The sequence below is a fragment of the Leclercia sp. W6 genome, assembly GCF_003336345.1.
Classification (GTDB): domain Bacteria; phylum Pseudomonadota; class Gammaproteobacteria; order Enterobacterales; family Enterobacteriaceae; genus Enterobacter.
On the sequence record NZ_CP031104.1, the window covers coordinates 1,563,231 to 1,578,446 of the forward strand.

The following is a 15,216-nucleotide window of genomic DNA, read 5'->3' on the forward strand; positions in this document are numbered from 1 at the left end:
TATGGCGCTATAACGACAATTAGTGTAGATGTGTAATTTGATAGGCCAGTATAACGGGATGCGAGATAATGAGACTGGACGATGTGGAAGTGTTCGTTGAAGCGATAAAAGCGGGAAGCCTGGCGGGTGCCGCCCGGCGGCTCTCAATGAGCGCCATGGCGGCCTCGCGATGCCTGAATAATCTGGAAGCGGAGCTGGGCGTACGGCTGGTGCATCGCACCACACGCTCCCTTTCACCCACCAGCGACGGCGAGGTCTTTTTACCCCATGCCCAGGCGCTGCTGGAAGATAAGTCCAATGCCCTGGCCGACCTCTTTCCTGATGGCGCCTCCCTTTCCGGGCGGCTTCGCATTACCGCCTCGGCGGCGTTTGGCCGTAAAATCATCGCCCCGATGCTGCCCGACTTTATGCGCCAGCATCCCGCCCTGCAGGTCGATCTGCTCGCTACCGATGAGCAGGTTGATATTGTCGGCAGAGGAATAGACGTGGCGTTACGTATCGCCCCGCTGCGGGACAACCGTCTGGTGGCGCATCGCCTCTGTGATAACCCCCGTGACCTCTGCGCCAGCGCAGCGTATCTGGCGGAGCATGGCTATCCGAAAACGCTCAGCGATCTTGCGGCGCACAGCTGCTTAACCACCACTGACACCACCCACTGGGCGTTCGACCAGGGGGGACAGCGAAGCAAACAGAAAGTATCGGGGCGGTTTTCGGCGAATTCTATCGAGGCGATCTTTGAGGCGTGCCTGGGCGGCATGGGCATTGCCAACCTGTCCCGCTGGTACCTCGAGCCCGCCTTTGTGCAGGGCCTGGTGAAGCGGATCGCGCTGGAGGATGCCAGGCCGGAAGCGCTGGCCGTCTGGGCCGTCTACCCGACGTCGCGGTTGATTCCGCTTAAGGTGCGCAAGTTTGTCGAGGCACTGGAGGCGCGGCTGGCGCGTAACCCGCTCACGCCGCATGGGTAAAGTTATTTCACCGTCACCAGGCGGGCCGATACAATCTGATGCCCCGCCTGCACGTCGGCTTTATCGATCCGCTGCATAATACGGTCGGCCAGCGTGTAGCCCATTTCCCGCGCCGGGGTGGTGGCCCAGACAATCGGCAGATCGTCCAGTGCGTTCTCTGACACATCCGCAAAGGCGCCCAGCGCCACCTGATGACCAAAGAAGGTTTCGACCCCGCCTTCCCCGCTCTGGCGCCCGGCACGGATTAAGCCGAACCAGGCGCCCATGGCGATAACATCGTTATAGCAAATCACGGCGCTGATAGTGGGGCTGGCGCGCAGCAAGTTGCCGATCGCCTCTGCCGCCTGCTTGTGGCGGGATTCACACTCCACCACCCACTCGCTGTGGAAAGGCAGGCCATATTTGATCAGCGTCGCGCAGTAGCCGCCCACCCGTTCGGCGCGCGTCAGCGACGAGCTTTTACCGCCCAGCCAGGCAATCCGTTGATGGCCGCGGCGAATAAGATGTTCGGTCAGCATTTGTGCCGCCTGCATGTTGTCCGGGCGCAGGGTATCCGCTTCGTCCAGATAGCTGGCGCGGGAGGCAAACACCAGCGGAACCCCTTTGGCTGCCGCGCGCTCGCACAGTTCATTGCTTACCCCGGAGGCCCCGGCAACAATCACCCCATCCACCCCCTGCGTCAGCAGCATATCGAGGCGCTGGAGCAGCTGATCCGCCTCCCGGCCGCCATGCAGTAAAAAGACCATCCGCCCCTGGGCTTCCAGCGCCTCCGTCAGGCCCGCCGTCAGTTCGGCATAGAACGGCGAGGTCAGGTCGCGGACGATCAGGCCAATCACCCCGCTTTGCCCACCCCGCAGCGCCGAGGCCTGGCGGTTACGCACAAATCCCAGTTGCTCAACCGCCTCGTTGACGCGCTGCCCCGTCGCAGGGGAGATGCGCCCTTTCCCGCTCAGAACCAGTGAAACCGTGCTCACGGAGACACCCGCCGCCAGCGCGACGTCGTTAATGGTAATTTTTTTCGCTACAGCCATGTGTGGGGGTGTCTCCCTGATAATGAGATCGGTAAAACGTTTTATCAATACGTTATCTTTATACCCTCTGCCAAAGCCTGAGAATGTGATTTAGCGCGCACTAAACTTTGATAAAACGTTTTATCTTCTCGCAGCACTGAGGCAGGTAAATCTATTTTAACAATAAAGGAGTCGTTTCATGACGGCGAAAGCAGCACAAAAAATCTCGCTGTGGGAGTTTTTCCAGCAACTGGGTAAAACCTTTATGCTGCCCGTGGCTCTGCTCTCCTTCTGTGGGATCATGCTGGGTATCGGCAGTTCGCTCAGCAGCCACGATGTTATCACCCTGATCCCGTTCCTCGGCAACCCCGTGCTGCAGGCGATCTTTATCTGGATGAGCAAGGTCGGCTCCTTTGCCTTTAGCTTCCTGCCGGTGATGTTCTGTATCGCCATCCCGCTGGGGCTGGCCCGCGAAAACAAAGGCGTGGCGGCCTTTGCCGGGTTTGTGGGCTACGCGGTGATGAACCTGGCGGTTAACTTCTGGCTGACTGCGAAGGGCATCCTGCCCACCACCGACGCGGCGGTGCTGAAAGCCAACAACATTCAGAGTGTAATTGGTATTCAGTCGATTGATACCGGCATCCTCGGGGCCGTGATCGCGGGTGTGATCATCTGGATGCTGCATGAACGTTTTCACAATATCCGCCTGCCGGATGCGCTGGCCTTCTTCGGCGGCACCCGTTTTGTGCCGATTGTAACCCTGGTGGTGATGGGCCTGTTTGGTCTGATCATTCCGCTGATTTGGCCAGTATTTGCCATGGGCATTACCGGTATTGGCCGTATTATCAACAGCGCCGGTGATTTTGGTCCGATGATCTTCGGTACCGGTGAGCGTCTGCTGCTGCCTTTCGGCTTACAACACATCCTGGTGGCGCTGATCCGCTTCACCGAAGCCGGTGGCACCATGGATGTCTGCGGCCACTCCGTGAGCGGCGCGCTGACCATCTTCCAGGCGCAGTTAAGCTGCCCGACCACCCACGGCTTCTCGGAGAGCGCGACCCGCTTCCTCTCCCAGGGGAAAATGCCAGCCTTCCTCGGCGGCCTGCCGGGTGCGGCGCTGGCGATGTACCACTGCGCCCGTCCGGAAAACCGTCATAAAATTAAAGGCCTGCTGATCTCCGGCGTTATCGCCTGCGTGGTGGGCGGCACCACCGAACCGATCGAGTTCCTGTTCCTGTTCGTGGCACCGGTGCTGTATCTCATTCACGCCGTGCTGACCGGCCTGGGTTTTACCCTCATGGCGGTGCTGGGTGTCACCATCGGTAATACCGACGGCAACGTGATTGATTTTGTGGTGTTCGGCATCCTGCACGGCCTGTCGACCAAGTGGTATCTGGTGCCGGTGGTGGCCGCGATCTGGTTTGCGGTCTACTACGGGATCTTCCGCTTCGCCATCACCCGCTTTAACCTGAAAACGCCGGGACGCGATATTGAGAGCGCGGCGAGCGTGGAGCAGGCGGTGGCGGGCGTGACCGGCAAATCCGGCTACAATACGCCAGCGATCCTGGCGGCGCTGGGCGGTGCGGATAACATCACCTCTCTCGATAACTGCATTACCCGTCTGCGCCTGTCGGTGGCGGATATGTCCAAAGTGGATACCAACGCCCTGAAGGCCAATCGCGCCATCGGCGTGGTTCAGCTCAACCAGCACAATTTGCAGGTGGTGATCGGCCCGCAGGTACAGTCAGTGAAAGATGAGCTGGCGACCCTGATGCGAACAGTAGAAGCCTGATGCCCCAGCCCCCTCCCCAGGAGGGGGTTCTCTTTTAAGGAGACGTTATGTTTGATTTTTCCACCGTCGTGGATCGTCACGGCACCTGGTGTACTCAATGGGACTATGTTGCTGACCGCTTCGGCGCCGCCGATCTGCTGCCGTTTACCATCTCGGACATGGATTTTGCCACGGCGCCCTGCATCATCGAGGCCCTGCAAACGCGCATCAGCCACGGAGTGTTTGGCTACAGCCGCTGGAAAAACGACGAATTCCTTGGGGCGGTAGCGCACTGGTTCCGGCAGCGCTTTAACAGTTCCATCGATACCAGCGCCATCGTCTATGGCCCCTCGGTGATCTATATGGTCTCAGAGCTGATTCGTCAGTGGTCCAAGGCAGGCGACGGGGTGGTGATCCACACCCCGGCCTACGACGCGTTCTACAATGCCATTGCCGGTAATGACCGTCAGGTAGTTTCCGTCGGCCTGCAACACTCGGCGGCGGGCTGGCAGTGCGATATGGCCGAACTGGAAGCGATATTGGCACAGCCGCAGAACAAGATCCTGCTGCTCTGTAGCCCGCACAACCCGACCGGCAAGGTCTGGACCCAGAACGAGTTAGCGACCATGGCTGAACTCTGTGCGCGTCACGGCGTGGCGGTGTTAAGCGATGAAATTCATATGGATATGGTATGGGGCAACCATCAGCATATCCCCTGGTGCGAAGTGGCGCAGGGAAAATGGGCGCTTCTCACCTCCGGCTCCAAGAGCTTTAATATTCCTACCCTTACCGGCGCATACGGTTTGATCGGTGATGAAGCCAGCCGCATGGACTATTTGCAGGCGCTAAAGGGGCGCGACGGCCTCTCTTCGCCGTCGGTGCTTGCCCTGGTAGCGCATATTGCCGCCTACCAACAGGGTGAAGCCTGGCTGGATGCGCTGCGCAATTATCTGGAGGCCAACTTGCACTATGTAGCCGACAGGCTCAATGGTGCCTTTCCCGCGTTAAACTGGCAGCCACCAGAGGCGACCTATCTGGCGTGGATCGATCTGCGACCGCTAAATATCGACGACCGAAAGCTGCAAAACGTGCTGATTGAGCAACAAAAAGTAGCGATTATGCCAGGATATACCTATGGCGAAGAGGGTAACGGCTTTATCCGCCTCAATGCCGGTTGCCCGCACAGTAAACTGGAGCAAGGGGTGGAACGACTGATTGCCGGGATTCACGCCCTGCGGTAATAGCATTGCGCAACGGATATTTATTTTGCGCAATTAGCTTTTTGCTCCGTTTTATTTTTATAATGTGTCGCACTTTACCTAATAAAGAGTGCGACCATGATTGATACCACCCTCCCGTTAACTGACGTTCATCGCCACCTTGATGGCAACATTCGTGCCCAGACCATCCTTGACCTGGGTCGTCAGTATAATTTAACCCTGCCCGCACAAACCCTTGAGTCGCTGATCCCGCATGTGCAGGTAACAGAAAATGAACCGGATTTGGTCAGCTTCCTGAGCAAGCTCGACTGGGGGGTAAAAGTCCTCGCCTCGCTGGAAGCCTGCCGTCGCGTTGCCTTCGAGAATATTGAGGACGCCGCGCGCAACGGTCTGCATTACGTTGAACTGCGTTTCTCGCCGGGCTATATGGCGATGTCCCACAACCTGCCGGTTGACGGTGTGGTAGAGGCGGTGATCGCTGGCGTTCGCGAAGGCTGTAAAGCCTTTAATGTGGAAGCCCGTCTGATTGGGATCATGAGCCGTACCTTTGGCGAAGCCGCCTGCCTTCAGGAACTCGAAGCCCTGCTGGCTCACCGGGAACATATCACTGCGGTCGATCTGGCGGGTGACGAGCTGGGCTTCCCGGGCAGTCTGTTCCTTTCCCACTTCAATCGCGCCCGTGACGCAGGCTGGCACATCACCGTCCATGCCGGTGAAGCGGCGGGCCCGGAGAGCATCTGGCAGGCGATCCGCGAGCTGGGTGCCGAGCGTATTGGTCACGGGGTGAAGGCAGTGGAAGACCGCGCCCTGATGGACTTCCTGGCGGCACAACGCATCGGGATCGAATCCTGTCTGACCTCCAACATTCAGACCAGCACCGTGGCGACGCTGGCGCACCACCCGCTGAAAACCTTCCTTGAGCACGGGGTAATGGCCTCGCTGAACACTGACGATCCGGCAGTTCAGGGAGTCGATATTATTCACGAATACACGGTGGCCGCCCCGCAGGCCGGACTGAGCCGCGAGCAGATTCGCCAGGCGCAGATCAATGGTCTGGAGATGGCATTTTTAACGCCTGCCGAGAAGCAGGCGCTGCGCGACAAGGTCGCACGCGGATAAGAAAAAGCCCGGCAATGCCGGGCTTTTTTTCAGGCCAGACAGAGGGTCGCGCGATGTTTCGCGGACTCGATACCCAGCTCAATCAGTTCCATAATCTGAATCGCCTGGCTTGCCGGAACCGGGTTCTCCCCGTCGCCGTTCAGCGCATCGCGAATACCGGCATAATAGGCCGGGTAGTTGCCCGGCAGCGTCAGCCAGGTCTCTTCCACACGCTCTTCCCCTTCCACGCGGGTCAGCACGCCGTCACGCATGTCATAGCCCCAGTCTTCCTGCGGCAGACGTTCGCCGTTTTTCAGACGATCTTCCTGCGGATCGAGACCGAACTTCACATAGCTGCCGCGGGAGCCATGCACGATGTAACGTGCAGATTCCGCCGCCGCCATCATGGTGCCATGCAGTACCACGCGCCGCTGCGGATAGCTCAACACCGCATGGAAGTAGTCCGTGGCCTGTGCGCCAGGGCGCAGCTGGGCCAGATCGACGTTCAGGCTCACCGGCAGACCAAAGAGGTTAACGGCCTGGTCAAGCAGATGTGGGGCCAGATCGTACCAGATGCCGCTGCCCGGACCCGCCTGCTCACGCCAGCGATTACGCACCTGCGGACGGAAACGGTCGAAATGTGATTCGAAGAATGCCACTTCCCCCAGAGAGCCATCGGCAATGAGGGCTTTAACGGTGAGGAAGTCGCTGTCCCAGCGGCGGTTGTGGAAGACGGAGAGCAGTTTACCCAGGCTTTTCGCCAGCGCGTCCAGTTCCCGCGCCTGTGACAGTGTCACGGTAAAGGGTTTATCCACCACCACATGCTTGCCCGCTTCAAGGGCCGCTTTTGCCAGTGGGAAATGGGTGTCGTTCGGTGTCGGGATAACAATCAGATCGATATTGGGATCGTTAAACAGATGCTTCGGCTCAGAAACCACCGGCACGGTTGGCCAGTCGGCATGGACTTTCGTCGCATCGCTGCTGGAAATTGCTGCCAGCTCCATCCCCGGGGTGCCATCAATCAGCGGGGCATGAAACGTTTTACTCGCATAACCATAACCTATTAATCCCACACGGATTTTGTCGCTCATGAAATCGCCTCTCATCTTTTGACCTGCATATTTCACACTATCTCCTCTCCCGTCACAATAGATTAATCTGGCGGACCTTGCCCTAAAGCAAGAGAAGCAATCAGTAATTTCTGATTAACTTTTATAACTCGCTGAATACAATCGCAAAACATCCATGTAAAGCGCTTGCTCAGCGGCATATCGCGCTGTAAAATTCTGGATCTGTATTTATGGATAAAACATTACCAAGAATCATGACGACAATAATTAATCGCATTATCGAGTTAGCGGGATGGATAGTACTGGGCGTGTCGGTGATACTGCTCGCCATTGCCAGTCATATTGATAACTACCAGCCCCCTGAGCCGGTAAATACGGTCAACCAGGCCAAGCCTCATACGCTCATCAAAAATAGTGACATATGATGTCAGTTGCTTATTGCCAGCCGTCATGAACAGCGTTAACCTTCTTCGCCAGGCGTCGACCGACGCTTGATTTCATCAGTCAAGAAAAGTCTTATTTTTGCCGGTGCGCTTTGGCAAACCGTTTACGTCTTATTTGAACCGTTTATTATTCGACCGAATTACTCCTTTGGCATTACTCACTCTTATATGGAAAATTATTAAAATGACAGTTCAGGACTATTTATTAAAATTTCGCAAAATTAATTCCCTTGAAAGCCTGGAAAAGCTGTTTGACCACCTGAACTACACCCTGAGTGACAATCAGGATATTATCAGCATGTACCGCGCCGCTGACCATCGCCGCGCTGAGCTGGTCTCTGGCGGACGCCTGTTCAACATTGGCGAAGTGCCTAAGTCGGTGTGGCGTTACGTGCTCTAAAAGGGTACCCATTGCCCGGAAATGTTATATACTCTCGCCCCTGCTAATTTGCAGTTCGCGCTTTTCGCTGACTATCGGGAGAGAACATGACCACAACGGCTGGAGAAAAAATTGGCGGCTGGTTACTTGCTCCGCTCGCCTGGCTGCTGGTTGCATTATTAAGTGCCTCGCTGGCGCTGGTACTTTATTCCACTGCACTAATTACGCCGCATGCACTTAAAACGCTGGGCGCGCAAAATACCTCCGCTATCGTTATGTGGTTTATTTCTTTCGCCTTTGCGATTGCCATGTGGTACTACACGCTGTGGCTGACCATCGCGTTTTTTAAACGCCGCCGCAGCGTGCCTAAGCACTATATTATCTGGCTGCTGGTCTCTGTCTTGCTGGCCGTGAAAGCCTTCGCCTTTTCGCCGGTTTCCGATGCGCTGGCAGTGCGTCAACTCCTCTTCCCACTGCTGGTGACCGCGCTGTTCGTGCCGTACTTTAAGCGCTCGGCCCGCGTAAAGAACACCTTTGTGAACCCGTAATAACCTTACAGTTAACCTGTTGTCGCCTGCGCCGGTTTATCCGATAATAGGCGGCTTTTTTATGTCAGGCTGAATAATGACCGATTACTTACTGCTCTTTGTCGGCACGGTGCTGGTAAACAACTTCGTTCTCGTGAAGTTCCTTGGCCTGTGCCCATTTATGGGCGTATCCAAAAAGCTCGAAACGGCAATGGGGATGGGGCTGGCCACCACCTTCGTGTTGACCCTCGCCTCGATCTGCGCCTGGTGGGTGGATACCTGGATTTTAATCCCCCTCGGCCTGACCTATCTGCGTACGCTGGCCTTTATTCTTGTTATCGCTGTGGTGGTGCAGTTCACCGAAATGGTGGTGCGTAAAACCAGCCCGGCATTATACCGCCTGCTCGGCATCTTCCTGCCGCTGATCACCACCAACTGTGCGGTGCTCGGCGTGGCGTTGCTCAACATTAACCTTGGGCACAATTTCCTGCAGTCGGCACTGTACGGCTTTTCCGCCGCGGTCGGCTTCTCGCTGGTGATGGTGCTGTTTGCGGCGATCCGCGAACGCCTGGTCGCGGCGGATATTCCGGCACCGTTTCGCGGTAACGCCATCGCGCTGGTTACCGCCGGTCTTATGTCTCTGGCCTTTATGGGCTTTAGTGGTCTGGTGAAGTTGTAATGAATGCAATCTGGATTGCCATTGCTGCCCTCAGTGTTCTGGGGCTGCTGTTTGGCATCATTCTCGGTTACGCCTCACGCCGCTTCGCGGTGGAGGATGACCCGATTGTCGAAAAAATTGATGAGCTGCTGCCGCAAAGCCAGTGCGGGCAGTGCGGCTACCCTGGCTGTCGCCCTTACGCAGAGGCGGTGGGCAACGGCGGCGAAAAAATTAACCGCTGTGCGCCTGGCGGCGAAGCGGTGATGCTGAAGATTGCCGGACTGCTGAACGTCGACCCTCAGCCGGTCGATGGTGATGAAAGCGCACAGGAGCCGGTGCGCATGCTGGCGGTGATCGATGAGCCCAACTGCATCGGCTGCACCAAATGTATTCAGGCCTGCCCGGTAGATGCCATTGTGGGCGCCACGCGCGCCATGCATACCGTGATGGAAGACCTGTGTACCGGCTGTAACCTCTGTGTCGCCCCCTGCCCGACCCAGTGCATTGAGTTACGCCCGGTAGCCACCACGACCGATAGCTGGAAATGGGATCTTCAGACCATTCCGGTGCGCATTATTCCTGTGGAACAACATGCTTAAGTTATTTTCTGCCTTCAGAAAAGAGAAGATCTGGGATTTTGATGGCGGTATTCATCCGCCAGAGATGAAAACCCAGTCCAGCGGCACGCCGCTGCGCCAGATCTCGCTGGCCAACCGTTTTATTATCCCCCTTAAACAGCACATCGGTGCTGAGGGTGAGCTGTGCGTTAAACCTGGCGACAGCGTGTTACGCGGCCAGCCGCTGACCTTTGGACGCGGACGTATGCTGCCTGTGCATGCCCCGACCTCCGGCACCGTGGTGGCGATTGCGCCTCATACCGTTGCCCACCCTTCCGCCCTCTCTGAGCTGTGCGTCATCATCGACGCCGATGGCGAAGATCGCTGGATTGAGCGCGACGGCTGGAGCGACTACCGCAGCCACAGCCGCGAGGCGCTGATTGAACGCATTCACCAGTCTGGCGTCGCCGGTCTGGGCGGCGCGGGCTTCCCGACCGGCAACAAACTGCAGGGCGGCGGCAACAAGATCAAAACCCTGATTATCAACGCCGCCGAGTGCGAGCCGTACATCACCGCGGACGATCGTCTGATGCAGGACTGCGCCGCGCAGATCGTCGAGGGTATTCGCATCCTCGCGCACATTCTGCAGCCGCAGGAAGTGCTGATCGGCATTGAAGATAACAAACCGCAGGCCATCTCCATGCTGCGTGCGGTACTGGCGGGCAGCCATGATATCAGCCTGCGCGTTATCCCCACCAAGTACCCCTCCGGTGGCGCCAAGCAGCTGACCCAGATTTTAACCGGCAAGCAGGTCCCGCACGGCGGTCGTTCGTCTGACATTGGCGTCCTGATGCAGAACGTCGGCACCGCTTATGCCGTTAAACGTGCGGTTGTTGACGGCGAGCCGCTTACCGAGCGCGTCGTTACCCTTACCGGTGAATCGGTTAGCCGTCCCGGCAACGTCTGGGCGCGTCTGGGTACGCCGGTTCGTCATCTGCTGGATCAGGCCGGGTTCTGCCCGAGCGCCGAGCAAATGGTGATTATGGGCGGGCCGCTGATGGGCTTTACCCTGCCGTGGCTGGATGTCCCGGTGGTAAAAATCACCAACTGCCTGCTGGCCCCGTCCGTCAGCGAGATGGGCGAAAAGCAGGAAGAGAAAGGCTGCATTCGCTGCAGCGCCTGTGCCGATGCCTGCCCGGCGGATCTGCTGCCTCAGCAGCTCTACTGGTACAGCAAAGGGCAGATCCACGATAAGGCGAAATCCCATAACCTGGCCGACTGCATTGAGTGTGGTGCCTGCGCCTGGGTCTGCCCGAGCAATATTCCGCTGGTGCAGTATTTCCGTGTCGAGAAAGCCGAAATTTACGCCATCGCCCAGGAAGAGAAACGCGCTGCCGAAGCCAAAGCACGGTTTGAAGCGCGCCAGCAGCGCCTTGAGCGCGAGAAAGCCGCCCGCGAAGAGCGCCATAAGAAAGCGGCAGTTCAGCCTGCGGCGAAAGACCAGGATGCCATTAATGCTGCCCTGGCGCGTGTGCGTGAGAAGAAAGCCACCGCGACAGAAGATGTGGTGATCCCGGCGGGTCAGCGCCCGGATAACAGCGAGATGATTGCCGCCCGCGAAGCGCGCAAAGCAGAGGCCCGCGCCCGTCAGGCGGAAAAAGCGCAGGCTGCTGCCGCATCAACAGAAACCGATCCGCGTAAAGCGGCGGTCGAAGCGGCGATTGCCCGCGCAAAAGCCCGCAAAGCCGCGCCACCGCAAGAGACTCAGGCCGAGCCTGCTCCGGTGGATCCGCGTAAAGCCGCGGTCGAAGCGGCCATTGCCCGCGCAAAAGCCCGCAAAGCGGCGCCACCGGAAGAGAACCAGAGCGAGCCAGCGCCAGTCGATCCGCGTAAAGCGGCGGTCGAAGCGGCAATTGCCCGCGCGAAAGCCCGCAAAGCGGCGCAGCAGGACGATATTCAGGTTGAACAGGCTCCGGTCGACCCGCGTAAAGCCGCCGTCGAAGCGGCGATTGCCCGGGCCAAAGCCCGAAAAGCCGCGCCACCGGAAGCAAAACAGGAAGAACCCGCCTCCGTCGACCCGCGTAAAGCGGCGGTCGAAGCCGCTATTGCCAGAGCAAAAGCGCGCAAGGCGGCGCAACAGGAAGAAGAGCCGGCAGCCAATGACGATCCACGCAAAGCGGCAGTGGCTGCCGCCATCGCGCGGGTACAGGCGAAGAGAGCCGCACAGCAGGCAGTTAACGAGGATTAAATGGTTTTCAGAATCGCAAGCTCCCCTTATACCCATAACCAGCGCAAGACATCGCGCATTATGATGCTGGTCTGCCTGGCCGCGCTGCCGGGTATTGCCGTACAGCTCTGGTTCTTCGGCTGGGGTACGTTGCTGCAGATTATCCTTGGCTGTGTGAGCGCGCTGGCGGCCGAAGCGCTGGTACTTAAACTGCGGAAAATCGCAGTGGGCAAAATCCTGGCGGACAATTCCGCCCTGCTCACCGGCCTGCTGCTGGCCATCAGTATTCCGCCGTTCGCTCCGTGGTGGATGGTGGTGCTCGGTACCGTGTTCGCGGTGATCATCGCCAAGCAGCTGTATGGCGGCCTCGGGCATAACCCGTTTAACCCGGCAATGATTGGCTATGTGGTGCTGCTGATCTCCTTCCCAGTGCAGATGACCAGCTGGCTGCCGCCGCATGAGATTGCCGCGACGGTGCCAGGCTTTATGGATGCCGTGCAGGTGATCTTCTCCGGCCATACCGCCAGCGGCGCGGATATGAACACCCTGCGGATGGGCGTCGACGGTATTAGCCAGGCGACCCCGCTTGATACCTTTAAAACGTCCCTGCACGCCGGTCATAGCGTGGAGCAGATCCTGCAATATCCGATATACAGCGGTGTGCTGGCAGGCGCGGGCTGGCAGTGGGTTAACCTGGCGTATCTGGCCGGTGGCCTGTTCCTGCTGTGGCAGAAAGCGATCCGCTGGCATATCCCGGTGAGCTTCCTGATAACGCTTGCCGTCTGTTCCGGCCTGGGCTGGTTCTTCTCGCCGGAGTCGCTGGCGTCACCGCAGATCCATCTGCTTTCCGGCGCCACCATGCTGGGTGCCTTCTTTATTCTTACCGACCCGGTAACGGCCTCCACCACCAACCGTGGGCGCCTGATTTTTGGTGCGCTGGCGGGTCTGCTGGTGTGGCTGATCCGCAGCTTTGGCGGTTACCCGGACGGCGTGGCCTTTGCCGTGCTGCTGGCGAACATCACCGTTCCGCTCATCGACTACTACACGCGTCCGCGCGTGTACGGCCATCGCTAAGGATCTCGCCATGTTAAAAACGATGCAAAAACACGGCGTGACGCTGGCGCTCTTTGCCGCCGTGCTCACCGGCATGACCGCGCTGGTCAACGGCTTAACCAAATCCACCATTGATGAACAGGCGGCCCGTCAGCAAAAAGCGCTGTTTGACCAGGTGATCCCGGCAGATATCTACGATAACGATCTGCAGAAGAGCTGTTATCTTGTCCAGACGCCAGCGCTTGGCAAAGGCACCCACCGTATTTTTATCGCCCGTAAAGGCGATACACCGACCGGCGTGGTGATGGAAGCCACCGCGCCGGATGGATACTCCGGCGCTATCAGGCTGCTGGTGGGCACCGATTTTTCCGGCACCGTGCTGGGTACGCGCGTGACCGAGCATCACGAAACGCCAGGGCTTGGAGATAAGATCGAAACCCGCTCAAGCGACTGGATTTTGCATTTCGCGGGCAAAGTGATCCACGGTATTGACGATCCGGCGTTCGCGGTGAAAAAAGATGGCGGTGATATCGATCAGTTTACCGGTGCGACCATCACCCCACGAGCGGTAGTGAACGCCGTTAAACGTGCGGGGGTTTACGCACAATCGCTGCCTGCACAACTTAACAATCTGCCCGCCTGTGAGGAGCGTTCATGAGCCAGGTAAAAGAGGTTTTTGTTCAGGGGGTGTGGAAAAACAACTCCGCGCTGGTACAGCTGCTGGGGATGTGTCCGCTGCTGGCCGTCACCTCCACCGTGACCAACGCGTTGGGCCTTGGCCTTGCCACCACCCTGGTATTGATCCTGACCAACCTGTCGATCTCTGCCCTGCGCCGCTGGACGCCTTCAGAGATTCGTATTCCGATCTACGTGATGATTATCGCCTCGGTGGTGAGCGTCGTGCAGATGCTGATCAACGCCTACGCCTTTGGCCTCTATCAGTCGCTGGGGATTTTTATCCCGCTGATTGTGACCAACTGTATCGTGGTGGGCCGCGCCGAAGCCTTTGCGGTGAAAAACGATCCGCTGATTTCAGCTTTTGATGGCTTTGCCATCGGTATGGGGGCAACCGGGGCGATGTTTGTGCTGGGCGCCATGCGTGAAATCCTTGGCAACGGTACCCTGTTCGATGGCGCAGATGCGCTGCTGGGCAGCTGGGCCAAAGTCCTGCGTATTGAAGTGTTCCACACCGATACGCCGTTCCTGCTGGCGATGCTGCCCCCTGGCGCGTTTATTGGCCTGGGGATGATGCTGGCGGTGAAATACCTCATTGATGAGAAACGTAAACGCCGCGCTGCCACGCGCAGCGTAGAGGAAGGGATCCCTGAGAAGGCCTCATGAACAAAGAGAAACGTTTAACCATTTTACAGCGCCTGCGGGAGAATAACCCGCACCCGACCACTGAGCTGAATTTTACCTCGCCGTTTGAACTGCTGATCGCGGTATTGCTCTCCGCGCAGGCCACCGACGTGAGCGTCAATAAAGCCACCGCGAAGCTCTACCCTGTCGCCAATACGCCTCAGGCGATGCTGGAGCTTGGCGTTGAAGGGGTAAAGTCCTACATCAAGACCATCGGCCTGTTTAACAGCAAAGCCGAGAACGTGATCAAGACCTGCCGGATGCTGATAGAGCTGCACGGCGGTGAGGTACCGGAAGATCGCGCGGCGCTGGAAGCGCTGCCCGGCGTGGGCCGTAAAACCGCTAACGTGGTGCTGAATACCGCCTTTGGCTGGCCGACCATTGCCGTGGACACCCATATCTTCCGCGTCTGCAACCGAACGAACTTCGCCCCCGGCAAAAACGTAGAGCAGGTAGAAGATAAGCTGCTGAAAGTGGTTCCTGCGGAGTTTAAGGTCGACTGCCATCACTGGTTGATCCTCCACGGGCGCTATACCTGCATTGCGCGTAAACCCCGCTGCGGCTCCTGTATTATCGAAGATCTCTGTGAATATAAAGAGAAAACAGACCACTAAAACCGTCATCAGACGGTTTTTTCATAACGCAAAATCCTTATAGCGAGCATGACTATCTACCAGGCTCACCTTTTGCAGTTTTTCTGTCTGAGCTAAACTTTAGGGTTCGTGCATTGTGCGGCTATATAACAATCAAACAGGTTAATTGTTTTTTCGTCAGCAAAATTTTCTATATAAATGTGATCGCGATCACCCTGTTCACACACTGTTAATTTTATGTGTCAAAATGGCTACTAAAGCACTACAGCATCAAGAAATACCCCCT

At 57.7% G+C, this 15,216-nt stretch carries 16 protein-coding genes; 14 read left to right on the top strand and 2 right to left on the bottom strand.

The annotated features are described in order from the left end of the window. Positions 1-68 precede the first annotated feature (68 nt). Positions 69-965, top strand: coding sequence for a LysR family transcriptional regulator (locus tag DVA43_RS07610; protein WP_114315162.1), 897 nt, complete (start codon positions 69-71; stop codon positions 963-965). A gap of 2 nt (positions 966-967) precedes the next feature. Here DVA43_RS07610 and DVA43_RS07615 read toward each other — a convergent pair whose 3' ends face one another. After that, positions 968-1,996 (bottom strand): Mal regulon transcriptional regulator MalI, encoded by a 1,029-nt coding sequence (locus DVA43_RS07615; protein WP_103824546.1) that lies wholly within the window; start codon positions 1,994-1,996, stop codon positions 968-970. A 178-nt stretch (positions 1,997-2,174) separates the two neighbouring features. On the opposite strand from DVA43_RS07615, the gene malX reads away from it, so the two are divergent. The 3 genes from malX to add all read left to right on the top strand — a co-directional run bounded on the left by malX (position 2,175) and on the right by add (position 6,085). Further along, positions 2,175-3,767 (top strand): maltose/glucose-specific PTS transporter subunit IIBC, encoded by a 1,593-nt coding sequence (gene malX, locus DVA43_RS07620; RefSeq protein WP_114315163.1) that lies wholly within the window; start codon positions 2,175-2,177, stop codon positions 3,765-3,767. Positions 3,768-3,814: 47 nt separating this feature from the next. After that, entirely contained in the window at positions 3,815-4,987 is a 1,173-nt protein-coding gene (locus DVA43_RS07625) for a MalY/PatB family protein (RefSeq protein WP_114315164.1), read from the top strand. 96 nt (positions 4,988-5,083) lie between these two features. Beyond that, complete coding sequence (add, locus tag DVA43_RS07630; RefSeq protein ID WP_114315165.1) at positions 5,084-6,085, top strand: adenosine deaminase; 1,002 nt, start codon at positions 5,084-5,086, stop codon at positions 6,083-6,085. A 29-nt stretch (positions 6,086-6,114) separates the two neighbouring features. Here the strand turns inward: add and DVA43_RS07635 are convergent, their stop codons facing one another. After that, entirely contained in the window at positions 6,115-7,155 is a 1,041-nt protein-coding gene (locus tag DVA43_RS07635) for an oxidoreductase (RefSeq protein ID WP_103824550.1), read from the bottom strand. 233 nt (positions 7,156-7,388) lie between these two features. On the opposite strand from DVA43_RS07635, the gene blr reads away from it, so the two are divergent. From blr to nth, 10 genes are all read left to right on the top strand, one after another. Further along, positions 7,389-7,559: a division septum protein Blr gene (blr, locus tag DVA43_RS07640; protein ID WP_168194517.1), complete on the top strand. Its 171-nt coding sequence runs from the start codon at positions 7,389-7,391 to the stop codon at positions 7,557-7,559. A gap of 202 nt (positions 7,560-7,761) precedes the next feature. Next, complete coding sequence (gene ydgT / locus DVA43_RS07645) at positions 7,762-7,977, top strand: transcription modulator YdgT (RefSeq protein ID WP_103179389.1); 216 nt, start codon at positions 7,762-7,764, stop codon at positions 7,975-7,977. 86 nt (positions 7,978-8,063) lie between these two features. Further along, positions 8,064-8,504, top strand: coding sequence for a DUF2569 domain-containing protein (locus DVA43_RS07650; protein ID WP_103179388.1), 441 nt, complete (start codon positions 8,064-8,066; stop codon positions 8,502-8,504). A 76-nt stretch (positions 8,505-8,580) separates the two neighbouring features. Then, on the top strand, positions 8,581-9,162 hold the full coding sequence (gene rsxA, locus DVA43_RS07655) for an electron transport complex subunit RsxA (RefSeq protein ID WP_039029166.1): 582 nt from the start codon (positions 8,581-8,583) through the stop codon (positions 9,160-9,162). Next, the gene (rsxB, locus tag DVA43_RS07660; RefSeq protein ID WP_114315166.1) at positions 9,162-9,740 is read left to right on the top strand and encodes an electron transport complex subunit RsxB; all 579 of its coding nucleotides are present in this window, start codon (positions 9,162-9,164) and stop codon (positions 9,738-9,740) included. The genes rsxA and rsxB overlap by 1 nt, the downstream gene beginning before the upstream one ends. After that, on the top strand, positions 9,733-11,946 hold the full coding sequence (rsxC, locus tag DVA43_RS07665; protein WP_114315167.1) for an electron transport complex subunit RsxC: 2,214 nt from the start codon (positions 9,733-9,735) through the stop codon (positions 11,944-11,946). The genes rsxB and rsxC overlap by 8 nt, the downstream gene beginning before the upstream one ends. Beyond that, positions 11,947-12,999 carry an electron transport complex subunit RsxD gene (gene rsxD, locus DVA43_RS07670; protein ID WP_114315168.1) on the top strand — a complete coding sequence of 351 codons (1,053 nt, stop codon included), beginning with the start codon at positions 11,947-11,949 and terminating at the stop codon, positions 12,997-12,999. It begins immediately after the preceding gene. A 10-nt stretch (positions 13,000-13,009) separates the two neighbouring features. Further along, positions 13,010-13,636, top strand: a complete 627-nt coding sequence (gene rsxG / locus DVA43_RS07675) for an electron transport complex subunit RsxG (RefSeq protein WP_114315169.1) — start codon at positions 13,010-13,012, stop codon at positions 13,634-13,636. Then, positions 13,633-14,319 carry an electron transport complex subunit E gene (locus DVA43_RS07680; protein WP_114315170.1) on the top strand — a complete coding sequence of 229 codons (687 nt, stop codon included), beginning with the start codon at positions 13,633-13,635 and terminating at the stop codon, positions 14,317-14,319. The genes rsxG and DVA43_RS07680 overlap by 4 nt, the downstream gene beginning before the upstream one ends. Beyond that, positions 14,316-14,951 carry an endonuclease III gene (gene nth, locus DVA43_RS07685; RefSeq protein WP_103824558.1) on the top strand — a complete coding sequence of 212 codons (636 nt, stop codon included), beginning with the start codon at positions 14,316-14,318 and terminating at the stop codon, positions 14,949-14,951. The genes DVA43_RS07680 and nth overlap by 4 nt, the downstream gene beginning before the upstream one ends. Positions 14,952-15,216: the final 265 nt, after the last annotated feature.